Below are 24,187 nucleotides of genomic sequence, written 5' to 3'. Positions count from 1 at the left end.
GTTAGAATGGCGCAAAATTTATCGGTGGAAATTCTATGGATTATTCAAGCTTAGCCCGCAAATACGGCACTCCTTTATACGTTTACGATTTTAACGAGATACAAAAGAATTTTATAGCGCTCAAAGAGGCCTTCGCAGCGCGCAAGTCGCTCGTCTGCTTCGCGATTAAGGCAAGCTCTAATTTAAGCATTTTAAAATTTCTATCGGATCTGGGCAGCGGCTTTGACTGCGTCAGTATCGGCGAGTTGCGCCGCGCTCTGTATATCGGCGCAAAGAGCTATAAGATCATATTTTCAGGCGTCGGTAAGCAAGATAGCGAGCTCGAGTTTGCGCTAAAGTCGGACATCTTGCTGATAAATTTAGAAAGCGAAGCCGAGATGCTGCGCCTCGAGCAAATCGCGCAAAAGCTAAATAAGCCCGTTCGCATTAGCATCCGCGTAAATCCGAACGTTGATGCTAAGACCCACCCCTACATCTCCACGGGGCTAAATGAGAACAAATTCGGCGTTAGTATCGGGACCGCGCGCAAGATGTATATCTACGCCAAAAAGAGCAAATTTTTAAATCCCGTCGGTATCCACTTTCACATCGGCAGCCAGCTTACGGACATTTCTCCGATCTGCGATGCCGCAAAGATCGTAAGCGATCTGCTGCGAGAGCTGCGAGCCCTTGAGATCGATATAAAATTTTTCGACGTGGGCGGCGGCATCGGCATCCGCTACGAGGATGAAAAACAGATCGTGCTCTACGACTACGCGCAGGGGATCTTGCGCAGTCTAAGCGGGCTAGACGTCACGATCGTGTGCGAGCCAGGGCGCTTCATCGCGGGGGCTGCGGGGGTATTTCTTACCCGCGTGCTTTATGAAAAACAAAACTGCGGCAAGCGCTTCGTCATCGTTGACGGCGCGATGAACGATCTCATACGTCCGAGCCTCTACGGCGCGCACCACGCCATCGAGATCGTTAGCGCTTCGGAGGGTATAAATTTAGACGAAGCTGGCGCGAGCGAAGTAAATTTAAGCGGCAGGGGCTCGGATCAAACAAGCGGCTGCTGCGCGGATGAAAAAATTTTGGGCGGCGCAAATTTAGCCGCAGCTAGCCTCTGCGACGTCGTGGGGCCGATCTGCGAAAGCGGCGATTTTTTGGCCAAAGGCGTTAGCCTGCCTAGCCTACAAAGCGGCGATCTGCTCGCGATCAAAAGCGCCGGCGCCTACGGCTTTTCGATGTCGAGCAACTACAACACCCGCTGTCGCGCCGCCGAGGTCGCGGTTTACGACGGACAGGACCGCCTGATTAGAAAGCGCGAGAGCTTTGATGATCTAATCGCGCTCGAAAAGGATCTCGTATGAGCCGCGCGGCGAGCCGTCTAAAACAGGGCGCGATCTTAAATTTCAAATCTGAGCGCGCAGCGGCTTTAAATTTTAACGCAGCAGCAAGCACGGTCTTAAATTTTAAACGCACCGCTGCTTTAAATTCCAAGCCAGGATGCATGGCCCCTTTAAATTTTAGATCTCGCTGCGACGGATTTTATCGCGCCTTCTTAGTGCGCGGAAGTTGCGGCACAGTAATCGCAAGCGATGAAATTTTAAGTTCGCGCGGTAAAAATTTCAAAGCGTACGGCAAAAGAGGCGGCGTGAAATTTCTAAAATCCGTGCCGAAATTTGAGGGCAAGCAAAAGGAGGGTTGTGATGCAAAACATCGATGATCTGCGCGTTTGTATCGACAGGCTGGATGATGAAATTTTGCGCCTTATCGACGAGCGCATGGGGTTTGTCAAAAAGATCGGCGAGCTGAAGCAGACCGCTGGCAGCGCGATCTACCGCCCGGAGCGCGAGCGCTCGATCATCAGTAGGCTGGATGGCGGAAAGGCGCGAAATTTAAGCAAAGAGGCGATCGAGGCGATATTTTTTGAAATTTTTTCGGTTTCGCGAAATTTAGAAAAGCCGCAAATCGTCGCGTTTTTAGGGCCTTTCGGCACCTATTCGCACCAAGCCGCCAAGAGCCGTTTCGGCGCGGTAAGCTCCTATCTGCCGCTATCGAACATCGAGGCGGTCTTTAAGGAGCTTGATAGTGGAGAGGCCAAATACGGCGTCGTGCCGATCGAAAACAACACCGAAGGCGCGGTGGGCGCGACGCTTGATTGCTTGCGAAAATATGAGGGCGTCAAGATCGTCGCCGAAATTTATATGGATATCCACCACTGTTTTGCGAGCCACTGCGACGACGTAAGCACGGTGGATCAGATATTCTCGCATCCGCAAGGATATAATCAGTGCCTTAAATTTCTAGACGATCACGGCCTTAGCGGAGTTAAATTTACCGCGACCAAATCGACTGCGCTTGCGGCGCAGATGGCAGCCGCTACGCCGCACTCCGCCGCGATCTGCTCCAAGATCGCCGCCGATCTTTACGGCGTGCCGATGATGTTTCAAAAGATCGAGGACAACTCCGCCAATCGCACGCGCTTTTTCGTGCTGAGCGACTTTAAAAACCAAAAGAGCGACCGCAACAAAACGAGCATCCTAGCCAAAACAGACGACCGTCCGGGCGGACTCGTGGACTTTTTGCAGATGTTTCGCAACGAGGGGATAAATTTAACCAAATTAGAAAGCCGCCCTGTCAAGCTTAGGGATTTTAAATGTGTCTTTTATGTCGATTTTGAGGGACATATCGACGACGAGCGAGTGGCGCGCGTGCTGCAAAACGCGCAGAAAAACGGCCACGAAATCACATGGCTGGGAAGTTACATAAACGGAGGGGAGTGATGAAATTTAATGAATTTGTAGAAAATTTAAGCAATTACGAAGCGGGCAAGCCGATCGAGCTTGTGGTGCGGGAGTTTGGTATCCGCAAGCAGGACGTGCTAAAGCTTGCCAGCAACGAAAACCCCTTCGGCACTAGTGAGGCGGTGCAGGAGGTAATCGTGCAAAATGCCGCCTGTGCGCATCTTTACCCCGATGATTCGATGTATGAGCTAAAGGGCGCGCTCGCCTCTAAATTCAGCATAGAGCCGCAAAATATCATCATCGGCGCGGGCAGCGATCAGATCATCGAGTTTGCGCTGCACGCCAAGCTCAATTCGCGCCGCGCGATACTGCAAGCGGGCGTCACTTTCGCGATGTACGGCATCTACGCAAGCCACTGCGAGGCTAAAGTTTACAAAACGAGCGCACAGGAGCACGATCTGGCTGAGCTTTTAAAAATTTATAACGCGCACAGGGATGAAATTTCGGTCATCTTTTTGTGCGTGCCGAACAATCCGCTAGGCGAGTGCTTGGATGCGGAGGCAGTGTATGAGTTCGCTCGTAGCGTGGATGAGGATACGCTTTTGGTGATCGATGCCGCATATAACGAATTTGCGGCGTTTAAAGATAAACGCAAAAAGCTCGATCCGAAATTTTTAATTCAAAATTTTAAAAACGTGCTCTATCTAGGCACCTTCTCAAAGGTTTACGGCCTGGGCGGTATGCGCGTAGGCTACGGCATCGCGCCGCGCGTAATCATAAACGCGCTTTATAAGCTACGCCCGCCTTTTAATATCACTACGCTTAGCCTCGCAGCGGCGATTGCGGCACTAAAAGACGAGGCTTTCGTGCAAAAGAGCTTGCAAAACAACGCCGCGCAGATGAGCCGCTTCGAGGATTTTGCGCGCGAGCGAAATTTAGAATTTACCCCTAGCTACGCAAATTTCATCACGTTTAAACTTAGCCGGCCGATAGATAGCAGCGAGCTTTGCGAGAGCCTTCTGCGCCGTGGCATCATCGTTAGAAATTTAAAAAGCTACGGGCTAAACGCCGTGCGTATCACGATCGGCACACAGGGGCAAAACGATCGCGTCTTGGGCGCTCTGGGAGAGATTTTGAGTGGATATTAAAAACAAAAATCTAGAGGAGCTACGGGAACTCTGCACGCAGATCAGAGCGCGCATAATCAAAGTCGTGAGCAAAAACGGCGGCCATTTAAGCTCAAATATGGGCGCCGTCGAGCTCATCGTGGCGATGCACTACGTATTCGACGCCGCGAGCGATCCGTTTATCTTCGACGTAAGCCACCAAAGCTACGCACACAAGCTTCTGACGGACCGCTGGGAGGAGTTCGGCTCGCTTAGGCAGTTCGGCGGTATCAGCGGCTACACGAAGCCTAGCGAGAGTAAATTTGATTACTTCGTCGCAGGGCACGCCTCGACGTCGATCTCTTTAGCCGTGGGCGCGGCAAAAGCGATAAGCCTAAAGCGCGAAGATCGCGTGCCGGTCGTACTCATCGGCGACGGATCGATGAGCGGCGGCATGACTTATGAGGCGATGAACGAGCTCGGCGATCTGCGCCTGCCCTGCATCATCATCCTAAACGACAACAAAATGAGTATCAGCAAGCCGATCGGCGCCTTTAGCAAATATCTAAGCCAAGCGATGGCGGGCGAGACCTATCAAAAATTTAAATCCCACGTAAGAGAGCTGCTCTCCCACGCTCCGCAAAGTGCCACATACATGGCAAAGCGCTTTGAAAATTCCCTAAAGCTCATTATACCTGGGATGTATTTTGAGGAGCTGGGGCTCGAATACATCGGCCCGGTGGACGGCCATAACCTAGCCGATCTCATATCGGCGCTAAAGACGGCAAAAAGCGCACGCAAACCCGTCGTCGTGCACGCTCAAACGATCAAAGGCAAGGGGTACGACAAGGCCGAGGGCTATTTGGAGAGCTGGCACGGCGTAGGGCCTTTCGACATTCAAAGCGGAGAATTTAAGAAAAAATCCGCCGCCAAAAGTGCCACGCAAATTTATGCCGAAGCGCTTTTAAGCTTAGCCGCCAAGCATGAAAACGTCGTGGGCGTGACTGCCGCGATGCCAAGCGGCACGGGTATGGATAAGCTGATCGAGAAATTTCCGCACCGCTTCTGGGATGTAGCGATCGCAGAGCCGCATGCGCTAAGCTCGATGGCTGCGATGGCGCGCGAAGGTTTTAAGCCGTACGTTACGATATATTCGACCTTCATGCAGCGCGCGTTCGATCAGATCGTTCACGACGCGGCGATTATGAATCTAAGCTTAGTCCTTGCGATGGATCGCGCGGGCATCGTGGGCGAGGACGGCGAGACGCACGAGGGGGTCTTTGATGTGAGCTTCTTAAACGCGATCCCGAACGTCAGCATGTGCGCGCCGAGGGACGAGGCGAGCTTCAAACGGATCATCGAGTACTCCTACGCGCACGAGGGGGTTTTGGCGATCCGCTATCCGCGCGGAAGCTTTATCTTGGGCTGCGACGAGGCCAGCGCGCCTGCGGTGGAGCTTACAAAATCGGTGTTTTTAAAGCGCAGCGATAGCGCGCAAGTGGCGCTGATCGGCTACGGAAACGGCGCTGGCAGAGCGTATAAAACGGCTGAAGCGCTAGAGGGACAGATGGAGGTGGACGTCGTGGATCTAGTCTTTGCAAAGCCTTTGGACGCCGAGTTTTTGCGAAATTTGGCTCGCAAAGATAAAATTTGGTACGTCTTTAGCGACAACGCCAAAAAGGGCGGCATCGGTGAAATTTTAAGCGCATTTTTGCAAGAAAATGAAATTTCGGACGTAAAGATCGTGAGCTTTGAGTTTGCCGATATCTTTTTGCCGCACGGCAAGACCGCCGACGTGGAGCGCAGCTTGGGCTTGGATATCCAAACTCTAACCGAGCGAATATTAAGTGATAAAAAGTATTAGTTAATATCAACTTTGTTTAAAGTAAAATTTGATAATATAACTTTAAAATTTTTTGAAGGACAAAAATGAGCCACGTAGAACTACTCAAAACTTGCGGTTTGAAAGCAACTCCTCAAAGATTGTGCATCCTAAAGGTGCTCGATCGCCACGAACATCCAAGCATAGATGACCTATACGAGGGGATTAAGGAGGACTATCCATCTATTTCGCTAGCGACGGTTTATAAAAATTTAAACACCCTGCTCGACGAAGGGGTCGTGGTCGAGGTGAACGCGCCGAATAAAAAGAGCCGCTACGACATCTATCAGATGCCGCATATCCACGTCGTCTGCGAAAAATGCGGCAACGTCACGGATCTTTTCATGGACGATGCCTTTAATAAGGATGTTTTGAAAAACATCGAGCGCAAAGCGGGCAATTTCATCCGCAAGCTAAATATCACCGCTACGGTCGAAGACTGCGAAAAGTGTAGATAGTTTAAAGAATTTTCTGCTATTATTACCCACTTTATTTTTGGAGCGGGTATGCAAACTAAGCGTAAATTTTTATTGAGCGACGATTCGATTCTGCGGACGCTAGAGCGTGCGGGGCTGAAATGTCGCAAGGTAAAGATCGCTTGGTTTTATACTTCGTTCTATCCCGAAATTTACTACATCCGCCAAAACGACGAATGCTCTTTGCACCACAAAAAAGAGGATCTCGACAGACAAACTCTAAATTTTAAAATTTCAAAAGATGATTTCAAAGAGGCTTTAAAAAGCAGGGTCGCTCGCGTCGTGCAAAAGAACCGCTACGGCTTTGCCAGCGACGAAGCGGAGTTTTGGCTAGAGCTTTACGGCGGCGAGTTAAGCACGCTCGTGATTTTACGAGCAAAATTTCAAAGCGAGGCGGCAAGCGCAAATTTTGATTTTGTAAAAACCTTCGGCAGCACCGATTTTTGCGAGATCACCGACGATTATCGCTACAAAAGCCGCTATCTGGCGCGCTACGGCATACCGCCGCGATCTCTTGATTTCGCACACGCTCGCAACGTTTTTAAAAAATTTAGCCGAGTTAAATTTTTCGCGCCGCCCTATGCGGACAGCGTTAAGCTCGCGCGCTTGGCGCTTGAGCTAGCGTGGATACGGGCATGCGGCGCAAAAAGCGAGTATCAAAAGAACCTCTCCCCCGAAGCTCTTCACGAGCTGCGCGTGCAAACCCGCAAGGCAAGGGCGCTTCTAAAGCTATCCGCGCCGCTTTTCGAAGCGGAAAAAAAGGATGAAATTTTAAAACTGCTCGCAGAATTTATGAGCCGCACCAATCAGCTGCGGGACCTTCACGTTTTTGCGGAGTTTTTAAAAGCCGATGACGCGCCTGCGAGCTTTTTGCAGCAGCTAAATCTTATCGCAAAGCGCTCGGAGGATAAAATTTTAGAATTTCTTTCTAGCGCGGAATTTGCAGATTTAAACGGCGTTCTTAGCGGCTTTTTAAGTGGCGCGGACGGCATCTACGCGCGCAGCGAATATGAAAAAATTTCAAAAAAGTTCGCCTCCGCTCGCCTCTGCAAGCTGATTAAAAGCTTGCGCGCGGAGCTAAAAAATTTGAAGCAAGGCTCATCGCTGCAGGCATTTCACGACGCGCGCATAGGGCTAAAGAGACTGCGATACGCGCTTGAAATTTTTGCAAGAAGCTTTGATGAAGGCTGCGTCAGGGAGCTGTTTAAACGCACCAAGGTCGCCTGCGAGGATTTCGGCGCGCTGCAAGATATCAGCGTGTGGCAAAATTTTATCGCGATCTATCAAAAAGCAAGCGATAAAAGCGGCGTCGCGTTTGCGTATCTGCTGGCTCTGGACGCCCGCCTAAACGACCGCCGCGCCGAGCTGGAGGAAAAAATTTTAAATGAAAAAGAGGCTCTTTTGCGCGCTCTGAAAAGATCGCTACGTAAAATCAAAGCATACGAATAAGGAAGACCCGTGCAAAAACAGGAAAAAATCATAAAGATGTTTGATGAGATCGCGCCTACCTACGATCTGGCAAACCGCGCCATCAGCTTCGGCGTGGACGTTTCGTGGCGCAAAAAGGCGGTAGAGCTGACGCTTGAAAAGCTTAAAGGAAGGCTCGTGAGTATCGCCGACGTCGCGTGCGGTACGGGCGATATGATAAGCTCGTGGCGCGACGGCGCAGCGCAGCACGGCGTGCAGATCGAGCGGATCGTGGGGATAGATCCTAGCGAGGGGATGCTTGAAGTAGCTAGGCAAAAATTCCCTAGCTGCGAGTTTATCAAAGCGACCGCGGGCGCCACGACGCTAGATGATGCAAGCGTGGATATTTTAAGCATCAGCTATGGCATAAGAAACGTCGTGGAGCTGGACGCGGCGCTTGCGGAGTTTAATAGGATCATCAAACCGGGCGGATCGCTCGTGGTTTTGGAATTTACCAAAGCTGCAAGCGGCGGGCTCGCGTTTAAAATCAGAGATTTTTACGTGAGCAAAATTTTACCCAAAATCGGCGCCTTTATCTCGAAAAACAAAGAAGCCTACGAGTATCTACCAAGCTCCATCGGTAGCTTTCTAGACGCCGCGAGCTTTAGCGAAAAGCTCAAAAATGCGGGCTTTGAGCTGCGCGTACAAAAGGGCTTCAGCTTCGACGTCAGCACGCTTTTCATCGCGGAGAAAATCGCGCGGAAGAGCGACGATGCTTAGCGTAAGCGAGTTAAACGCCCAAGCCAAGACGCTTTTGGAGACGAGCTTTAGCTTCGTCGAAGTCGAGGGCGAAATATCTAAGTTTAGAATTCAAAGCACGAGCGGACACTGGTATTTCACGATCAAAGACGCGAGCGCGGCGATCGATTGCGCGATGTTTAAATTTAACGCCGCGCGGATAAATTTTATCCCCGCCGTCGGCGATAAGCTCATCGTAAACGGCAAGGTCTCGCTATACGCCCCCACGGGCGCGTATCAGATCCAGGTCTCAAATATCCGCAAAAGCGGCGAGGGCGAGCTGGAAGCGGCATTTGCCGCGCTAAAGCAGAAGCTTAGCAAAGAGGGGCTTTTCGATGCTGCGCACAAAAAACAGCTTCCGAAATTTGCCCAAAGCATCGCGATCATCACGAGTGCGGGTTCCGCGGCGCAGGCGGATATGCTTCGCACGGCGCAGGACCGCTTCGCGCTTTGCAAGATCGATCTGTATAACGCGCTAGTGCAAGGCGAAGGCGCGCCTGCTTCGATCATAAGCGCATTGCGCGTAGCCGACGGGAAGGGCTACGATGCGATCGTCATCGCTCGCGGCGGCGGTTCGCGCGAGGATCTGTGGTGCTTCAACGACGAGGCCTTGGCGCGCGCGATCTACGCAGCCAAAACGCCCGTCATCTCGGCGGTAGGGCACGAGATCGATTTTAGTATCAGCGATTTCGTAGCCGATCACCGAAGCCTCACGCCCACCGCCGCGATGATCGATCTGCTACCCGATATTTGCGCGATCTTTCAGAGCCTAGACGGTATAAGCGACGCCTTTGATAGGCTGATAAAAGATAAAATTTCATCCGCACAAAACGCGCTGAGCCTCGCAGCTTTACAGCTTAAATCAAAATCTATCGAGCCAAAAATTTCAGGCTCGCTTGCAAAGCTTTTAAATTTCGAGCTTAAATTTAAAAACTTCATCGGCTCCAGGCTAAGCGCGGCAGAGCACGCGCTAAGCGCAAAGGACGAGCTTTTGGCGCAAAAGGCGAAATTTTTTGAGATCACCAAAGACCTCGTTCAAATCCAAAAGGGCGGTAAAACGGTGAGCTTGGGTGAGCTTGCCGCGGGCGACGAGTTCGTCCTTTGCTCGCAGCAGCTCAGCAAAAATGCAAAAATCATCTAAAGGAGGCAAAATGGATAGGATTTTAAATTTTAGCGCAGGACCTAGCACCATCCCGCTGGGCGTGCTAAAGCAGGCTCAAGAGGAGCTGCTGAATTACAGGGGGCTGGGATTTTCGATAATGGAGATCTCGCACCGCACCAAAATTTTTGAGGAGGTTTTACATAGCGCGATGAGCCGCGTGCGCGATCTCTACGGCTTTTCGGATGATTTTACGATTTTATTTTTACAAGGCGGCGCGAGCCTTCAGTTCGCGCAGGTGCCTATGAACTTATACGCGGGCGGCGTCGCAGAATACGCCAACACGGGCAACTGGACGAGCAAGGCGATCAAAGAAGCGGGCGTGCTCGGCATAAACTACCGCGTGGTCGCAAGCAGCGAGGAGAGCAAATTCGACCGCATTCCCGAGGTCAAATTCTCTGGTGACGCCGATTACGGCTACATCTGCTCGAACAACACGATCTACGGCACGCAGTATCCGCAGTTGCCGCAGTGCGGCTGTCCGCTCGTAGTCGATAGCTCGAGCGATCTGTTTTCGCGCCCCGTGGATCTTAGCAGCGTGGGGATGTTTTACGGCGGCATTCAGAAAAACGGCGGCCCCGCTGGCGTTACGATGGTGGCGATCCGCAAGGATCTGCTGGACCGCGCAAACCCCAAAACGCCGATGATCCTGCGCTACAAAACGCAGGCGGACGCGGACTCGATGAGCAACACCCCGAATACTTTCGGAATTTACATGCTAAATTTAATGCTCGGCTGGATCAAGGACGAAATCGGCGGGCTCGCGGCGATGCACGAGCGCAACAAGCGCAAAGCGGCGCTACTTTACGGCACGATCGATGCTAGCGGCGGCTTCTACCGCGGCCACGCGCAAAAAACTAGCCGTAGCCTGATGAACGTGAGCTTTAATATCGCAGACGCCGCGCTTGAGCCCGTTTTCGTCGCGCAGGCGGAGGCAGCGGGGATGATCGGGCTTAAAGGACACCGCGTTTTAGGCGGCATCCGCGCATCGATCTACAACGCGATAAACTACGAGGACGTGGGAAAACTAGTCGCTTTTATGAGCGAGTTTGCGCGCAAAAACGGCTAGCGGGCGGTTAAATTTAGAGGGTTTGAGCGCAGCTCGCGCTTATAGACGAGATTGTTTAGGATCCGCGCCTGCCTTGCCGCTAAGCTGGTATTTACCATAGTCCTCGCTTTTATAGCCGGTATTTTACGGCAGAAATAGCTTTGATGCGGCTTGGATTTCGCTGTTAGAATTTTATTGAAGACAAAATTTATGATGTTAAAATTTTGCATTGGATGAAGTCTGGTGGCTTTGATTTTACATCGGCGAGCGGACTTGGCGCTGCTGGGATTTATTAGGTAGGATTTAACATTGAAACGCTATTATCGGTGTTCGAGGAGGGTCGGCGTTTATTTATTTAGACGCAGGTTACTTAGCTTATCTGGCGTCTAAATTTAAGCTTAACCCTAAAAACGGGCAAAATTAAACGAAAGGATTTAAATGAGTTTTAAGAGATTTTTTGCAGTAGCGCTTGCGGTGGGCGCTTTCGCTTCGGTGAGCGCAGAGGCTAGCGCTGCTGGGGATTTTTGTATCAAAAATGGCGGCGAGCTGATCGTCCGCAAAGACGGCAACGGCGTGGATTACACCGTTTGTAAGCTGCCTGACGGTACTATGATCGACGCTGAAGAATTTTATAAAACAGGCGGTGATTTGAGTAAATTTAAGAGCGTAAATCGATAGAATTTTATCGCTTGCGAGATTTGCGGCAGCGAAATTCCATAAAATTCTGCGTCAAAATTACTCTTTAAAATTTAGATAAATTCTAACTAGCAAGCGTTAGTGCAAGTAAATTATTTGGGTACCTCATACAAAGTGAGGGCAGCAGGGTGATGGAAAAAATTCAATTATCCAAACATCAACGATGTGTGGAGATTTTGCTCCAGTAAGGCGCTGAAAGTGGCGGCTACGCAAAGCAGAAATATTTTAAGCGATTTGACGCAACGTAGACAACCTGCTAGATTGCTTGATTACGACGCAGGTTTTTTGGATATGCGATAAGCGTTTGCGCTCATAGTTGCTGAGCTTAAATTTCAGCCGTTCGTGGACGTCGCTCGCTTTATTGTTAAAAAAGCTCAAATTTTAACTGCTTGCGAGCGTTCATTCGCTTCCTTTGCCTGCGTAAATTTAGCGCGTAAAAACCACGATCTCGCCGCGCTCAAACGTGATCTGCCGTCCCGCTAGATACAGCTCGAAGTAGGGCTTCAAAAAGTCCTCCTGCGGCCTTTGCGCGTAGTTTGGATACTGCAAGTACGCCGAGAGCAGGTAGTCGCAGTTGATCGAATAGTACGCCTCGCCGAGCACCCATAGCTTCATATCGAGCTTGGGCGAATCTATCATCCACTCCGTGATCGCCTCATAGACGGCGCACGCAAGCTCGTCTTTACTATGCGCGAGATCAAAGTTCTCCTGCACGCGAGCGGATTTTATCTGCTCAAGCATCTCTAAAAGCTCGTCATCGCCGAGAAACTCGGCGAAAATTTTTAAATTTCGAACGTGCGCTAAAGCTAGGCTCTTAAGTCCTTCGTCATCAAATTTCGGATCCTGCGGCGGGCAAAAATACCCGGGCGCCATGCCCTGATCGAATGCTTCCCGCGTCCGCTGCGCCGTGACTGCGTAGATCGGCATTATGCGCGCTTGTAGCTCAGCGCCGTTTTGCAGCGGCGCAAACACCGCTCCCACGCCCGCGCCCTCGGGCATAAAGCACTGAAAAAGCCCGTAAAACTTATCCTGCAGATCGATCTCTTTGCAATCTAAATCAAGATCCAGCCCCGCAGCCTCGTCAATGCGGCGTGCGTACTTGAAATTCGTCATCTTCGCCCTTTTAAATTTTGACCGTCAAAGCGTTTGGGTGGAATTTACCTAAATTTTGCGTATTTTCCGAATTAAATTTACGCGCGATAAGACTTTTGTAGAATTTAAAATTTAGCGGTTCGGTTTGGGTTCAGTACTGCGACAAAGCGGCAGAGCGATTGGCGGCGGCAGGTGTCGCGTGACGGGGTGATGAGCGGCGGAGATGGGTTATCGCGCGGCGGAGGCGTCGCCCGACAGCGGCACCTACTGCATGTGGCGACGGGCGATAACCGATGGTCGCGACCGCAGAGCTCGCAGGTTACTTGCTCGCAGAAGCGGACTTTTCGCGCTCAGGCCGTCGCAAAATGGCGGGCAGTGTCTTGGATGACGGCAGCACTCGCAGTCGCTTACAAAAACGGGCTTTTCGCCGCTCAGAGCGCGCATTAGCGGCGCAAGGTCGGCGGCATTATCCGATCCGTTGCGCGCGAAATGAAATTTAGCTCTAAATTTAAAAGGACGAAATTTTCAAACCGCGCATTAAGTAGTGTGAAATTTTATTTGGTTTTGTTTCGCCGCGCAGCGGTTTGCGCGGCTTGCTTTAAATTTTATTCTATCCCCGCAAATGCTGCTTTTGCGTCCGCCAGATCCTTCTCGTCGGGGTGTTTCGCAGCCTCCGCCCAGCGCGCAAGTCGCTCGGGGGTGATAGGGTGGGGCGAGTTGCCGCCGGCCGCCATTTTGCGCATCATTTCAAGTAGATTCGGATCGATCGCGCCCTGGCAGGCAAACTCCCTTACAATCTCGTTGCCGTTTGCTTTAAGCCCCTCTTCAAAGGTATCCAGGCACTTGCGCGAGTGCTCGCCGTCCGGCTCCGCGCCCAGAGTCATAAAAACGCCAAGCTTCTTGCCGTGAATCTTGCGTAAAAAGCGCATAAATTTCGCTTCGGCTTCGCCCTTATCGACGTAAAAGCCCAAGGCTATGAAATCGTAGTCATCGACCTCACCCTCAAAGTCGCGGAAATTTAGACTCTCGCAGCCCAGTTGCTCGGCGATCGCGTCGCCCACCTTTTTCGTGTTACCCGTTTGTGAGGTGTAAAGCACGATTTTTTTCATACAAAATCCTTTCTAACAATGTTTGCTATCTCTTCGTTGATGTTGTTGCCCCAAAAAATTCCGTCCAAGCTCAAGATCGATCTTTGATCTTTTAGCTCTAAAAGCCCCCAGCTCTCAAATTCTTTGAGCTTTTGCACCGCTTCGTCGTAAATGCTCGCACTCAGAGCCTCTTTTAGCTCGTTTAAGCTTACGATCGGGTATTGAAACAGATTGTTTAGCGCGCTATATTTTGCCTCGCGCTCATCGATTCGCGAGATCATCTTGTGTCCCGACACGCCGTAAATTCCGAAGCCTGCTACGTGTCCGCCCGCGCCGTTGCCGATAGGCAGGATATCCGTGCCCTTGTGGCTTAGCTTGATGTAGCCGTAGTTATCGCGACCTTTGCGAGCAAGCTTGGTAAGCTCCAAAACCTCGAAATTCCCGCTTTGCAGTAGCGCCTCTGCGAAAGCGTGGTGCAGCTTCTTATCGATCTCTAGATCATAGTAGGATTTGTCGATCTTTTTGGATAGCTCCGAGCCATCGAAAAACATCAGCGAGTAAAAGCTAGCGCTATCTAGACCTAGCTCATCTACATAGCGCGCGTCCGCGACCGCCTCCTCTACGCTTTCGTTCGGGAAGTTGTAGATGATGTCGCAACAGAGCATGCCGTCAAATTTTTCTCTAAGATCCTTTAGTCGCTCGATTGCGCGAGCGGGCTTATGCACGCGGTTCAGAAGCGCGCGCCCCTGTCTGCTGAAGGTCTGCACGCCGATGCTAAAGCGGTTTACGCCGAAGCTTTGCAAGGCAAGCGCTTTTTGCGTATCTAGATTATGCAGCGTGGTTTCTATGCTGATCTCGCAGTCGTCCGCGATTTTAAAATTTTTATGCAGCGCGCCCAGAACCTTTTCGAAGTGAGCTTCGCTAAATACGCTCGGCGTACCGCCGCCGAAGTAGATACTTTTAACGCTTTTGGTATCGAAGTAGGGCATCTCGCCGTAGTCTTTGATCTGGCGGATTAAAAATTTAGCGTATTCGTCCAGCTCGTCGCCGAGTTTGGAGCGCATCATCGAACAAAACGAGCAGATATTATCGCAAAAGGGCACATGAAGATAGATCACGCAATCGCTGTCTTTCGCAGGCTGCTCCAGCGCGTCGAACAGCTCGTTTTCGCTTGCGGAAACGCTCTCGAAAAGTTTGGAGCGGTGGTGGGATTTAATGCGTTCTTTAAACATCTATTTCGTTGCCTCCGCGTAAATTTCATCCACCGTCTCGCCGATCTGCGGGCTGCCCCGCAAGATGAGCGTCGGAGCTTTTAAAATTTTGCCCGATTTTACCGCTTTGGTGTTGCTAAGGATCGGATTTGCCTTTAAAAAATCCTCCGTCTCGCCGCCCACAACTACGATTATATCGGGGTTTTGCTCGAGGATATATTCGGCAGATACCGAAGGCGTGCTACCTTTTAGGCCGTCTGCGATGTTTTTAGCGCCGAGACGAGCAAAAATATCGCCGATGAGGGTTTTGTCGTTGAAAGCCATCGTAGCGTTCGCGCCGAAAAACATAGCCACTTTTTTACTGCGAAGCGCGGGTTTATTCGCAAAGACGCCGTCCATCTGCGCGCAAATTTTATCCGCCTCGCTCTCCTTTTTTACGATCACCGCGACCTTCTTTACGTTTTGGCAGATATCTGCGGTAGAGTTTGCATCCATCGCAAGGCTTTTAAGTCCCAGCTTTTGTAGATTCTCGCTAACGCCTGCGGAGCGGAAGCTCGTAATAACCAGATCAGGCTTAAGCTCGACGATCTTTTCCATATTCGGCTTTACGTAGGTGCCTACGCTAGGCAGTTTTGCGGTTTCAGCCTGCGGGCGGATCTTGCTCATCGAAGTGGTGGCGATCGCAGCGATCTGATCCTGCGCGCCCAAAGCGTAGATGATCTCGACTGCGGCGGGATCAAGTACGACTAGACCTTTGGCAAATACAAAGCTCGCCGCAGTCAAAGCTATAAGAATTTTTTTCATAATTTCTCCTTTTTGGGTAGTATAAACTTTACTCCGTTTTCTTCTACTATTAAGGCTTCAAAGCCGTAAATTTCTTTTATGATCTGCGGCGTAAAAAGTTCGCTCGCACTGCCGCGATATCTCACTGCGCCGTCTTTTAGCATAAAAATTTCATCGCAAAATAGCGAGGCTAAATTTAGATCGTGCAGCACGATGACGCTCGTTAAATTTAAAGAGCGCGTCAGGTTTTCGCAGATGCTCATCGCCTCGATGGCGTAGTTCATATCTAGCGCGCCCGTGGGCTCATCGAGCAGTAAAATTTCAGGCTCGCTGACGAGCGCTCTAGCAAGCAGCACGCGCCCGAACTCCCCGCCGCTTAGCTCAAATGCGCTACGCTCTAGGAATTTTTTCACGTCCAAAAGCTCTGCCATTTGCTCCACTTTAGCGTGATCGCTCGCATCGTAGCCGCTAAAAGCGCTTTTTAATCGGCAAAATCTGCCCGCAAGCAAAATTTCTTTCACGCTAAGCGGCGCGGCGAGGGCTGTTTTTTGCGGTACGAAGCCGATGAGTGCGGCAAGCTCTTTTAGGCCGTATTCGCTTGCTCTTTTGCCGTTTATTTCGATGATCCCGCTTGCAGGCTTTAAAATTTGCAATATGTTTTTTAGCAAAGTGCTCTTGCCACAGCCGTTAGGGCCCAAAATCCCGTAAAATTTACCCCGTTCTAAATTCAGACATACGTCTTGCAGGATCGCCCGCTTGCCGTAGCTGAAGTTTAGCGCTGAAATTTTCATGCATGCTTCCTAAACGCGAGGTATAGGAAAAATGGCGCTCCGAAAAACGAAGTCACCACGCCGATCGGAATTTCTACCGGTGAGAGGATGTTTTTGGCTATGACGTCGCAAAACAAAAGAAAAAGCCCGCCCGTAAGCGCGCTAGCGGGGATCAGCACGGCGTTGCTAGACGTGCGAAGCGCCATGCGAAGCGTATGCGGAATGATGAGCCCCACGAAGCCTATCATCCCCGTAAATGCGACCGAAAAGCCGATGATGAGCGAGGAGACGATGAGCAGGCTTTTTTTGGATTTCTCGACGTTGAGCCCCAGCGACTTCGCCTCCTCGTCGCCGTTTAAGATGATATTTAGCTCGTGGCGCTTCGCGTAAAAATACGCCATGCAAAACAGCAACGGCGGCAGTAAAAGCGCGATCTTCTGCCAGTTGGCGCCGCCTAGATAGCCCATCATCCACGCCGTAATCCTAAAGCTATCCTCTCCGATGAGATAGACCGCGAAAGAGGTAAATGCGCCCAAAAACGAAGACACGGCGATACCTACGATCAGTAGCGTCGAGATCGAGCGGGTGTGAGCGGCGAGCTTAAAGATCACGATCGACAACGCGCTTGCGCTTAAAAACGCGAAAATTCCGTAAAAAACGTCGCTAAGCCCTAGTAGATAGGCTATGACTGCGCCAAAAGTCGCTGCCGAGGCGATGCCGATGATGTAAGGGTCTGCGAGCGGGTTTAAAAATACGCTTTGCACAACCACCCCCGAAGTTGCCAGCAGCGCACCCACTAAGATGCCCATTACTAGGCGCGGCAGGCGCATTTGTAGCAAGATGAGCTGCTTGGTCTCGTCTATCTCGCCGAAGGTGAAAAATTTCGCGATGTCGCCTAGCGAAATGCTCGCTCCGCCGCTACTTACGGCTACTAAAGCAAGCAATACGAAAGCTGCGATTAGAAAGAGATAAAATTTAAAGCTCATAGCCCACCAGGCGAACTACACGCGCAAATTTCGTCGCGGCGGATATTTTTAAAATTTAAGCGGCGCCAGGAATTTATGCGCGTGGAATTTATGAAATTCTCGCGGCTCGCATCGTCGTTTTTACGGCTTGCATAGCTTTTGATATCAGCACGAAAAAGTACGTAGCCGCACACCTGATCCGGCATAAATTTCCTCCTAAAAGTATTCGCGATTTTTATTAAGAAATTAAAATCGTTATCATGGGATTTTATCGCTTGATTTCTTAAACCGCGATAAATTCCGTAACGTCTAAGAGCTGCGGGGTTAAATTTAGGACGATTAAATGTTAAAATTTCGTGCGCCGCCAAGCCGTATATTTAAATTTGAAATTCAAAATTTAGGCGTTAAATTTAAACGCCGAAAGAGCTCTTTTTAATTTCGCGATTCAGCTTTAAATTATAAAAACGCCGATAAAATACGCACTAAATTTTATTTAACGAGTCCCGCTTTAAAGGCGCAAGCCGTTTTGTTAAACGACGAATTGCGCCAAAGCCGCTCGCTAAGCTTTAAGGAGTGAGCATGAAATTTTGGCAAAAGATCCTTTGGGCGGCGGTTGCCGTCATAGGAGCGTGGTGTTTCGGCGTACTTGCGCTAAATAAGGGCGAGAGTATCAGCGCCGTCTGGCTCGTAGTGGCCAGCGCGTGCATCTATCTGATCGGATACACCTTCTACGGGCGCTTTATCGCGTATCGCGTCTTTGAGCTGAACGATCGCCGCGCAACTCCTGCGGTGATCCGAAACGACGGACGCGATTACGTCCCTACGAACAAATACGTCCTTTTCGGCCACCATTTCGCCGCTATCGCTGGCGCCGGACCGCTCGTAGGTCCAGTAGTGGCCGCACAGATGGGCTATCTGCCCGGCACTATTTGGCTTTTGGTAGGCGTCGTGCTCGCAGGCGCGGTGCATGATTTCATCGTGCTCGTGCTCTCCACACGACGCGGCGGCAAGAGCCTCGGCGAGATGATCAAAGAGGAGATGGGTAAGCTCACGGGCGGCATCGCGATGATCGGGATTTTTTTCATCATGCTGATCATCGTGGCGATCTTGGCGATGGTCGTCGTAAAGGCGCTCGCAAACTCGCCGTGGGGGCTTTTTACGATCGCGATGACGATACCGATCGCCATATTTATGGGAATTTACATGAGGTTCTTGCGCCCGGGCAAGGTCAGCGAGGCATCGATCATCGGCTTTGTTTTGCTGATGCTTGCGCTTTGGGGCGGACATTACGTCTCGATCGATCCGTACTGGCACGACGTTTTTTCGCTAAAGGGTGAGACGCTCGCGCTTCTTACGATCGGCTACGGCTTTATCGCGGCGATCTTGCCCGTGTGGCTGCTGCTTGCGCCGCGCGATTATCTAAGCACCTTCCTTAAGCTTGGCGTAATCATCGGCATGGCAGTCGCGATAATCTTTGTCGCACCCGAGCTTAAAATGCCCGCTACGACGAAATTTATCGACGGCACGGGTCCTGTTTTTGCAGGCCCGATATTTCCGTTTTTGTTTATTACGATCGCGTGCGGCGCGATCTCGGGCTTTCATGCGCTGATCTCCAGCGGTACGACGCCGAAGATGCTCGAGCGCGAAACCCACACTCTTTTCATCGGCTACGGCTCGATGCTTATGGAAAGCCTCGTGGGCGTAATGGCGCTCGTAGCGGCGTGCATCCTAAGCCCGGGCGAATACTTCGCTATCAACTCGCCAGCTGCGGTACTGGGCAAAGACGCGGTAAGCGCCGCGGCGTACATAAATTCTATCGGATTTAGCATTACGCCCGAGCAGATCGGCGCCTTGGCTTCAAACGTCGGCGAAACCACGATGATGAGCCGCACGGGCGGCGCTCCTACCTTTGCGATGGGACTAACGATGCTGCTGCATCAGATCATCGGCGGCAAGGAGCTGATGGCGTTTTGGTACCATTTCGCGATTTTATTTGAGGCGCTATTTATTCTAACCGCGGTCGATGCTGGCACGCGCACCGGTCGCTTTATGGTGCAAGAAATTTTAGGCAACGTCTATAAGCCATTCTCCGATACCAAAAACTCCCTCTACGGCATCATTGCGACGCTGATCTGCGTGGCGGGCTGGGGCTATCTGCTCTACAGCGGCGTTACCGATCCTATGGGCGGAATTTACACGCTGTGGCCGCTTTTCGGCGCGTCCAATCAGATGCTCGCGGGCATCGCGCTGTTGCTCGCTACGGTGGTGCTTTTTAAAATGGGCAAGCAAAAATACGCCTTCGTCACGATCGCTCCTGCGATCTGGGTGCTTATAACCACGCTTTATGCGGCGATCTTGAAGCTGATGCCGGCTAACGGTGAGCGCGTGCACGACGCGGTAAGCCACGTGGCTATCGCGCAAAATACCGCCGCTAAGCTCGCTAGTCTAAGCGATCCTGCGGCGATCGAAAAGGCGCAGGCTATCATCAGAAATAACGTCATCGACGCCGTGCTATGTGCTCTTTTCGTCGTCGTTACGATCATCGTCATCGCCCAAACGATAAGGATGTGCCTTAAAATTTCAAAAGGCGGCGCGAGCGAGGGATATTTTAAGCTGGCGGAAAGCGAGTACGTGGATAGGGGCGTTTATGAAAAAGTTTAAATTTAATCCGCTCGCAGCCCCGAAGGCAGTGGCGAGGTTTTTGGCGCGCGCGGATGCCGCACTTACGCCGCTCATCGGGCTCGGCGATTACGAGGGCTATCTACGCCATTTCAGAAGCGCTCATCCGGACGAAATCCCGCTAAGCAGGGCGGAATTTTTCCGCGCGATGCAAGACAGCAAGGCAAAAAACGTCAAGTGCTGATAGCGGCGAAAGGGCGCGGTCGCGCCGTACAAATCGTCGTTGATCTGAAATTTTAAATTTGATAGGGTGCGGGCGCGCCGTACTCAGCGCCGTAGAATTTGAAATTTAGAACGCACCGCTCGAGATAAAATTTTGCGAATGCCTTTTGAATAGCGCTTTAAATTTGCTCGCACTTAGGGCGTTAAGATTTATCCTTGCCGTCGCGCCCTATTCATCGCAAACCCGCGATTTTTTGCAATGGTCTCGCCTGCATGTCGTAGAATTTTTAAACGGGTATTTGCCGCGTCTTGGTAGAATTCTATATAAAATTTTTGCAAAATTTTTAGCAAACCTGCCTTAATTAAAGGCGTGAAATCATAGCTGCAAATTTTAAATCAGGAATATATGCGTGCTTGAATGGACCATGGCTTAGATCTCATAGCAGGTTAAAATTTGCTCCATATCCTCGTCGTAGGCGTTATCGACTAGTACGAGATCGCGGGCGCGCTCGGGCGTGCGATGCCTGCGTTTTTCATTTTCACCGTGAGCGAGGAGTGAATATTCACGGTTTTCGATACCGCGGCCGCCTTCGGGCGCTAAATTTTGCTCGGCAAATGCGTCCTTTTGCTCCGCTTTGTATTTTGCGCTCGCAGCCCGGCAAGAAGCAGCCGTAACGACGCCTAAAATTCTCGCGCCCTTTTGTTTAAATTTATGCGTCAAAACAGGCTTTGTCGCGAGATATCGGACGGGCTCATTTTGTTCAAATTTATCCATCGCTTCGCACCTGGATTTACTCGCCTCGCCCTGAGTAAATTTGCCCGAGCTGCCGTGCTCAAAGCCGCCCGCCTCGCTACGCAGATCAAGAACTCTCAGCTCATTCGGCTCGTTTATAAAGTGCCCGCGCCAGCAGTCCGGTCCATCCGCCGCAAGCTCGAATCTATCGAAATCAAAATCGAGCTTCACGTAGAATTTAACGTTAAAATTTGCGTCCGTAAAAACAAGCTCGTTAGCACTCTTTATTTCGCCGTTTTCGCCAGCCTCGCCCGCGCGAATGCAATATCCGCCGCTCGCGCGCTGTGCCTGCGTCATAGGGCAAGTTTTAGCGATGATTTTAAGCTCGCAACCGCTTAAATTTAAGCCGTAAATTTGACCCGAGCGCGTAAAAATCAAGAAATTTAGCTCATCTTGCTTAAAAATCGCCGTGCAGCCCTTTAATCGCTTTCGCGTGCCCGTCTGCGTCTTAAAATCGTAGATAAAAAGCGTGTCATCGGTCGCCGTAATGGCCTTTTTATCGCCGTCCTTGCTACTTAGTGCGATAAAGTTGCCGTATTTTAGCACGCCCTTTTTGTGCTTTGAGATGAGCGCGAGATCTGCAGCGTTAAATTTATAAATCGTGTCAATAAAGCCCAAAACTACGAGCGTGCGGCCGTCATCGTCAAAGGTCGCAGCGCGGGTAAAATCACGGAAAGGCGCGCCGGCTAGCTGCTCGCCGCTTGCGAGCGAGAATTTTCTAAGCTTCATCTGCTTGTTCGTCGTTATCACCTATGTAAAATGCGCGATCGCCCTTTATCAGGACGTTTTCGCCGATATCGCGAAGTCTGTTTTGAAGCCTACTTTGCCATAAAATTTTCATCGGTCGCTCCTTCCGTCTGCGCGCAAAGAACGCAGCGCGATTTATCGCTTTAATTTGCGCTAGCGGTTTTTCAGCGCGCGTGCCAATCCTTGAATTTATTGCATTGAAATTTACGCTATTTGCGCGGTGCTCGCTACCAATTTAATCGACATTTTAACTATGCTTTGCAGGCAAATTTATCTGCGCAGCGTTTGTACCGGGCTAGAAATTTAGCTGCGCGCTGTTTGAGCGAAACCGCAAAATTAGCCTCGCAAATTTAGATCATTTTTTCGGTTTATTTTCTTTGATATAATCCACGGCAATACGCTGGCAGGCGATTTTATCGTTCTTTTCGAGGCATAAAGTCTCCAGCTCCTCGCGGCTGAAATTTTTGTAATCCTTGATCGTCTTTTTGCCGCCGTCACCCATCACGAAGTATATGAGAGCCGCTAAAATCGCCATCACGGCGATTAATCTAAGCATAATTACCTCCTTGAATTTTATAAATTTTGCACTGAATACACGTATAAAATTTATGCGCGCATTTGTTTAAAATAGGCAATCAAAATTCTACGCCACGCGGATTTTGCGAGCAGCGCATTTTAAAATTTAAAGCAAATTAATCTGCTTCGGAAAGTACCTATCCAGCGTCTGCGCTACCTGCTCTAACCAGACCTTTCGCTCGACCTCGTCGCTATCTGCGACCACTCTAAACATCAGCCGCTCAAGGGTTTTTATATCGCAAAATCAGAAACGGAGCTTTGCCCACGCAAGCCCCCAATGAACGCGTTTAGACTTTTTATTAAGGATGCGCCGAAACGACGTAGATTTCTTTTATCTTAATCTTCCTATTTTTTGCATTTCACACGCTTAATTAAATTACACATAATTATAGTGGAAATTTTACCTATATTTTTTTGTTGGTATTTCTGTTGGCAAATATGACATCAGGGCTGACACAAATTTTTTCTTATTTTCTTCATCTTTAGACATCATACCGATGACTGTTGCGATATATTCTTTATTTTCAATTCCAAAATAGTGACCGATCGTACTTGCCAAGTTCTTTTCATTGAATATTTTAATAATATCTTTGTAATTATCGTTTGATAATGCATTTTGAAATTTGTCATTTTGTTCTTTCCATATATCTTCATATTTTAAGGATGATATAAAATTTTTAAGCGAATTATCTATTTCCTTTTTATTTTTGCCGTCTATAGCGGAATTTGATAACCTATACTTTATCTCATACAAGACGCTCTTGGATATTTGGCTATCGATTTGTTTTTCAAATCTTTCTTTTACTATATAATTTTTAATTGTTGAAAAAATATCATTTTCATCCTTACCAAAAAGATTAGATATAAATCGCACAACTTCTTCGGTTATAAATAAATTTTCAATTTCCGCGACATTAATGGCATACACATTTTTCGCTTTATATATTTCCAATTCATGTTCACTACGAAAATCTCTATCTATTATTCCATATACTTCAAAATGATGTAGTGTATTGGTATTTCTAAATGCTTTTGTTCGAGATATAACCTGCTCGCAGCTTCCACAAGGAATTATGTAATAATCTGGATACAATATTGAATAAAGTCGTATATCACAACTAAATTTACCGCCCTCGACAAACAATACGCTTTTTCTACTTCCAAGTATATCCAGTAGTAAATTTTCAGGAAGATTTATATCTTTTTCAATTTTCTTAAAAACCCATTTTACACCATCATATTGTTTTATCCAAAATTTGTCTGCATGCTCATGTAAAGTAGCAAAATTTATATCGTGTGTAATATAAATAAATAAACAATCTTTACGATATTGCTCGAGCGTAGTCCATAAAGTGTTCATTATAGATTCGTGCAAATGAATTTCTGGCTCATCTATGATTAAAATTTTATCTTTAGGAACGCATAATACCTGAGAGGCAAAATATAAAACTGAACGCTCACCGTCACTCATTTGATTAGCAGGATATTTTTGATCCCCCAATACTGCATAAAATTTTGAATCACATATATAAAGTTTCCTTTGAGGAAATACGTAATCCCATATAGTCTGTAGCTTATCAATAACTGTTGTTGGAGGATCAGGCATGTTGTTGTGATTTGATTCTTTACCTTTCTTGTATTCACTAACAAATGCATCATTTTCTTCATTTTTTAATGCAAGTATAGCCGAGAGAACAGCTTCAAAATCATCTATCATTTTTGTTGTCAATTGTCTTCCCCAGTCCCATCGATAGTTCTTATCTATCTTAAAGTTAGGATCAACAGTCCCATAAAATACTAGATCTTCTGATTGGGAATAATTTCTTAAAGAAATATTTTCATTGAAATTTAAATTCCTTTGTGCTCCTATGCGATGAACCAAATCCATACTCTGCTGTTCTATCCATGCTCCCAGTTTACTTTTTCCAGAGCCATTAGCGCCGACTACAATAATTGCATTTTTATCTGTTTCATACTCTTTTTTCTCATTTTCTTCGTCTGGCAACCAATATTTAAATTTCAT

The 24,187-nt window shown here is 49.2% G+C and carries 25 protein-coding genes; 14 read left to right on the top strand and 11 right to left on the bottom strand.

Annotated features, from left to right (window positions below; translation table 11 throughout):
- Nucleotides 1-35 precede the first annotated feature (35 nt).
- The 11 genes from lysA (at nt 36) to QZ367_RS04965 (ending at nt 11,280) form a co-directional block, all read left to right on the top strand.
- The gene (lysA, locus tag QZ367_RS05015) at nt 36-1,349 is read left to right on the top strand and encodes a diaminopimelate decarboxylase (protein WP_291938219.1); all 1,314 of its coding nucleotides are present in this window, start codon (nt 36-38) and stop codon (nt 1,347-1,349) included.
- On the top strand, nt 1,346-1,705 hold the full coding sequence (locus tag QZ367_RS05010; RefSeq protein WP_291938217.1) for a hypothetical protein: 360 nt from the start codon (nt 1,346-1,348) through the stop codon (nt 1,703-1,705). Before lysA ends, QZ367_RS05010 begins: the two co-directional genes overlap by 4 nt.
- Complete coding sequence (pheA, locus tag QZ367_RS05005; protein WP_005869547.1) at nt 1,689-2,765, top strand: prephenate dehydratase; 1,077 nt, start codon at nt 1,689-1,691, stop codon at nt 2,763-2,765. Before QZ367_RS05010 ends, pheA begins: the two co-directional genes overlap by 17 nt.
- Nucleotides 2,765-3,874, top strand: a complete 1,110-nt coding sequence (gene hisC / locus QZ367_RS05000) for a histidinol-phosphate transaminase (protein WP_291938214.1) — start codon at nt 2,765-2,767, stop codon at nt 3,872-3,874. The genes pheA and hisC overlap by 1 nt, the downstream gene beginning before the upstream one ends.
- Nucleotides 3,864-5,696, top strand: coding sequence for a 1-deoxy-D-xylulose-5-phosphate synthase (gene dxs, locus QZ367_RS04995; RefSeq protein ID WP_291938212.1), 1,833 nt, complete (start codon nt 3,864-3,866; stop codon nt 5,694-5,696). The genes hisC and dxs overlap by 11 nt, the downstream gene beginning before the upstream one ends.
- 65 nt (nt 5,697-5,761) lie before the next feature.
- Nucleotides 5,762-6,172, top strand: a complete 411-nt coding sequence (locus QZ367_RS04990) for a Fur family transcriptional regulator (protein ID WP_005869540.1) — start codon at nt 5,762-5,764, stop codon at nt 6,170-6,172.
- A gap of 48 nt (nt 6,173-6,220) precedes the next feature.
- Nucleotides 6,221-7,639: a CHAD domain-containing protein gene (locus QZ367_RS04985; RefSeq protein WP_291938208.1), complete on the top strand. Its 1,419-nt coding sequence runs from the start codon at nt 6,221-6,223 to the stop codon at nt 7,637-7,639.
- Between the two features lie 9 nt (nt 7,640-7,648).
- Complete coding sequence (gene ubiE, locus QZ367_RS04980) at nt 7,649-8,377, top strand: bifunctional demethylmenaquinone methyltransferase/2-methoxy-6-polyprenyl-1,4-benzoquinol methylase UbiE (RefSeq protein WP_291938206.1); 729 nt, start codon at nt 7,649-7,651, stop codon at nt 8,375-8,377.
- On the top strand, nt 8,370-9,536 hold the full coding sequence (gene xseA, locus QZ367_RS04975; protein ID WP_291938202.1) for an exodeoxyribonuclease VII large subunit: 1,167 nt from the start codon (nt 8,370-8,372) through the stop codon (nt 9,534-9,536). Before ubiE ends, xseA begins: the two co-directional genes overlap by 8 nt.
- 10 nt (nt 9,537-9,546) lie before the next feature.
- A complete protein-coding gene (gene serC / locus QZ367_RS04970; RefSeq protein ID WP_291938200.1) occupies nt 9,547-10,623 on the top strand; it encodes a 3-phosphoserine/phosphohydroxythreonine transaminase in 1,077 nt (358 codons plus the stop codon).
- Between the two features lie 417 nt (nt 10,624-11,040).
- Nucleotides 11,041-11,280 (top strand): DUF333 domain-containing protein, encoded by a 240-nt coding sequence (locus QZ367_RS04965; RefSeq protein ID WP_177388543.1) that lies wholly within the window; start codon nt 11,041-11,043, stop codon nt 11,278-11,280.
- A gap of 444 nt (nt 11,281-11,724) precedes the next feature.
- On the opposite strand, the gene QZ367_RS04960 is transcribed toward QZ367_RS04965, so the two are convergent.
- On the bottom strand, nt 11,725-12,411 hold the full coding sequence (locus QZ367_RS04960; RefSeq protein ID WP_291938199.1) for a hypothetical protein: 687 nt from the start codon (nt 12,409-12,411) through the stop codon (nt 11,725-11,727).
- 202 nt (nt 12,412-12,613) lie between these two features.
- On the opposite strand from QZ367_RS04960, the gene QZ367_RS04955 reads away from it, so the two are divergent.
- A complete protein-coding gene (locus tag QZ367_RS04955) occupies nt 12,614-12,778 on the top strand; it encodes a hypothetical protein (protein ID WP_291938198.1) in 165 nt (54 codons plus the stop codon).
- Between the two features lie 217 nt (nt 12,779-12,995).
- On the opposite strand, the gene QZ367_RS04950 is transcribed toward QZ367_RS04955, so the two are convergent.
- Genes QZ367_RS04950 through QZ367_RS04925 form a run of 6 tightly spaced genes read right to left on the bottom strand, consistent with a single transcriptional unit; the run spans nt 12,996 to nt 17,413 of the window.
- Nucleotides 12,996-13,499: a flavodoxin family protein gene (locus QZ367_RS04950; protein WP_291938197.1), complete on the bottom strand. Its 504-nt coding sequence runs from the start codon at nt 13,497-13,499 to the stop codon at nt 12,996-12,998.
- Nucleotides 13,496-14,710, bottom strand: a complete 1,215-nt coding sequence (locus QZ367_RS04945) for a radical SAM protein (protein WP_291938196.1) — start codon at nt 14,708-14,710, stop codon at nt 13,496-13,498. Before QZ367_RS04945 ends, QZ367_RS04950 begins: the two co-directional genes overlap by 4 nt.
- Nucleotides 14,711-15,493 (bottom strand): helical backbone metal receptor, encoded by a 783-nt coding sequence (locus QZ367_RS04940; protein ID WP_291938195.1) that lies wholly within the window; start codon nt 15,491-15,493, stop codon nt 14,711-14,713.
- Nucleotides 15,490-16,263 carry an ABC transporter ATP-binding protein gene (locus tag QZ367_RS04935; protein ID WP_291938194.1) on the bottom strand — a complete coding sequence of 258 codons (774 nt, stop codon included), beginning with the start codon at nt 16,261-16,263 and terminating at the stop codon, nt 15,490-15,492. The genes QZ367_RS04940 and QZ367_RS04935 overlap by 4 nt, the downstream gene beginning before the upstream one ends.
- Complete coding sequence (locus QZ367_RS04930) at nt 16,260-17,228, bottom strand: iron ABC transporter permease (RefSeq protein WP_291938193.1); 969 nt, start codon at nt 17,226-17,228, stop codon at nt 16,260-16,262. The genes QZ367_RS04935 and QZ367_RS04930 overlap by 4 nt, the downstream gene beginning before the upstream one ends.
- Complete coding sequence (locus QZ367_RS04925; RefSeq protein ID WP_291938192.1) at nt 17,225-17,413, bottom strand: hypothetical protein; 189 nt, start codon at nt 17,411-17,413, stop codon at nt 17,225-17,227. Before QZ367_RS04925 ends, QZ367_RS04930 begins: the two co-directional genes overlap by 4 nt.
- 373 nt (nt 17,414-17,786) lie before the next feature.
- Between QZ367_RS04925 and QZ367_RS04920 the strand changes: the two genes are divergently transcribed.
- Together QZ367_RS04920 and kcuS are read left to right on the top strand one after the other, a co-directional pair.
- A complete protein-coding gene (locus QZ367_RS04920; RefSeq protein WP_291938190.1) occupies nt 17,787-19,868 on the top strand; it encodes a carbon starvation CstA family protein in 2,082 nt (693 codons plus the stop codon).
- Nucleotides 19,855-20,070: a KCU-star family selenoprotein gene (gene kcuS, locus QZ367_RS04915; RefSeq protein ID WP_291938188.1), complete on the top strand. Its 216-nt coding sequence runs from the start codon at nt 19,855-19,857 to the stop codon at nt 20,068-20,070. Before QZ367_RS04920 ends, kcuS begins: the two co-directional genes overlap by 14 nt.
- 408 nt (nt 20,071-20,478) lie before the next feature.
- On the opposite strand, the gene QZ367_RS04910 is transcribed toward kcuS, so the two are convergent.
- The 4 genes from QZ367_RS04910 to QZ367_RS04895 all read right to left on the bottom strand — a co-directional run bounded on the left by QZ367_RS04910 (nt 20,479) and on the right by QZ367_RS04895 (nt 24,187).
- A complete protein-coding gene (locus QZ367_RS04910) occupies nt 20,479-21,570 on the bottom strand; it encodes a hypothetical protein (RefSeq protein WP_291938185.1) in 1,092 nt (363 codons plus the stop codon).
- On the bottom strand, nt 21,560-21,682 hold the full coding sequence (locus QZ367_RS04905) for a hypothetical protein (RefSeq protein ID WP_291938183.1): 123 nt from the start codon (nt 21,680-21,682) through the stop codon (nt 21,560-21,562). Before QZ367_RS04905 ends, QZ367_RS04910 begins: the two co-directional genes overlap by 11 nt.
- A gap of 261 nt (nt 21,683-21,943) precedes the next feature.
- On the bottom strand, nt 21,944-22,144 hold the full coding sequence (locus QZ367_RS04900) for a hypothetical protein (protein WP_291938181.1): 201 nt from the start codon (nt 22,142-22,144) through the stop codon (nt 21,944-21,946).
- Between the two features lie 420 nt (nt 22,145-22,564).
- Nucleotides 22,565-24,187, bottom strand: a complete 1,623-nt coding sequence (locus QZ367_RS04895; RefSeq protein ID WP_291938180.1) for a DUF4435 domain-containing protein — start codon at nt 24,185-24,187, stop codon at nt 22,565-22,567.

Source organism: Campylobacter sp. (assembly GCF_019423325.1).
Classification (GTDB): Bacteria; Campylobacterota; Campylobacteria; order Campylobacterales; family Campylobacteraceae; genus Campylobacter_B.
The sequence above is the reverse complement of the archived record's forward strand: the minus strand, read 5'-3'. Positions and strand labels throughout refer to the sequence as shown.

Bases quoted from the DNA above. Each gene is read 5' to 3' on its own strand.
- lysA (WP_291938219.1), top strand. From the start codon at position 36: ATGGATTATTCAAGCTTAGCCCGCAAATACGGCACTCCTTTATACGTT.
- QZ367_RS05010 (WP_291938217.1), top strand. From the start codon at position 1,346: ATGAGCCGCGCGGCGAGCCGTCTAAAACAGGGCGCGATCTTAAATTTC.
- pheA (WP_005869547.1), top strand. From the start codon at position 1,689: ATGCAAAACATCGATGATCTGCGCGTTTGTATCGACAGGCTGGATGAT.
- hisC (WP_291938214.1), top strand. From the start codon at position 2,765: ATGAAATTTAATGAATTTGTAGAAAATTTAAGCAATTACGAAGCGGGC.
- QZ367_RS04990 (WP_005869540.1), top strand. From the start codon at position 5,762: ATGAGCCACGTAGAACTACTCAAAACTTGCGGTTTGAAAGCAACTCCT.
- QZ367_RS04985 (WP_291938208.1), top strand. From the start codon at position 6,221: ATGCAAACTAAGCGTAAATTTTTATTGAGCGACGATTCGATTCTGCGG.
- xseA (WP_291938202.1), top strand. From the start codon at position 8,370: ATGCTTAGCGTAAGCGAGTTAAACGCCCAAGCCAAGACGCTTTTGGAG.
- serC (WP_291938200.1), top strand. From the start codon at position 9,547: ATGGATAGGATTTTAAATTTTAGCGCAGGACCTAGCACCATCCCGCTG.
- QZ367_RS04965 (WP_177388543.1), top strand. From the start codon at position 11,041: ATGAGTTTTAAGAGATTTTTTGCAGTAGCGCTTGCGGTGGGCGCTTTC.
- QZ367_RS04960 (WP_291938199.1), bottom strand. From the start codon at position 12,411: ATGACGAATTTCAAGTACGCACGCCGCATTGACGAGGCTGCGGGGCTG.
- QZ367_RS04955 (WP_291938198.1), top strand. From the start codon at position 12,614: ATGGGTTATCGCGCGGCGGAGGCGTCGCCCGACAGCGGCACCTACTGC.
- QZ367_RS04950 (WP_291938197.1), bottom strand. From the start codon at position 13,499: ATGAAAAAAATCGTGCTTTACACCTCACAAACGGGTAACACGAAAAAG.
- QZ367_RS04945 (WP_291938196.1), bottom strand. From the start codon at position 14,710: ATGTTTAAAGAACGCATTAAATCCCACCACCGCTCCAAACTTTTCGAG.
- QZ367_RS04940 (WP_291938195.1), bottom strand. From the start codon at position 15,493: ATGAAAAAAATTCTTATAGCTTTGACTGCGGCGAGCTTTGTATTTGCC.
- QZ367_RS04935 (WP_291938194.1), bottom strand. From the start codon at position 16,263: ATGAAAATTTCAGCGCTAAACTTCAGCTACGGCAAGCGGGCGATCCTG.
- QZ367_RS04930 (WP_291938193.1), bottom strand. From the start codon at position 17,228: ATGAGCTTTAAATTTTATCTCTTTCTAATCGCAGCTTTCGTATTGCTT.
- QZ367_RS04925 (WP_291938192.1), bottom strand. From the start codon at position 17,413: ATGCCGGATCAGGTGTGCGGCTACGTACTTTTTCGTGCTGATATCAAA.
- QZ367_RS04920 (WP_291938190.1), top strand. From the start codon at position 17,787: ATGAAATTTTGGCAAAAGATCCTTTGGGCGGCGGTTGCCGTCATAGGA.
- kcuS (WP_291938188.1), top strand. From the start codon at position 19,855: ATGAAAAAGTTTAAATTTAATCCGCTCGCAGCCCCGAAGGCAGTGGCG.
- QZ367_RS04910 (WP_291938185.1), bottom strand. From the start codon at position 21,570: ATGAAGCTTAGAAAATTCTCGCTCGCAAGCGGCGAGCAGCTAGCCGGC.
- QZ367_RS04905 (WP_291938183.1), bottom strand. From the start codon at position 21,682: ATGAAAATTTTATGGCAAAGTAGGCTTCAAAACAGACTTCGCGATATC.
- QZ367_RS04900 (WP_291938181.1), bottom strand. From the start codon at position 22,144: ATGCTTAGATTAATCGCCGTGATGGCGATTTTAGCGGCTCTCATATAC.
- QZ367_RS04895 (WP_291938180.1), bottom strand. From the start codon at position 24,187: ATGAAATTTAAATATTGGTTGCCAGACGAAGAAAATGAGAAAAAAGAG.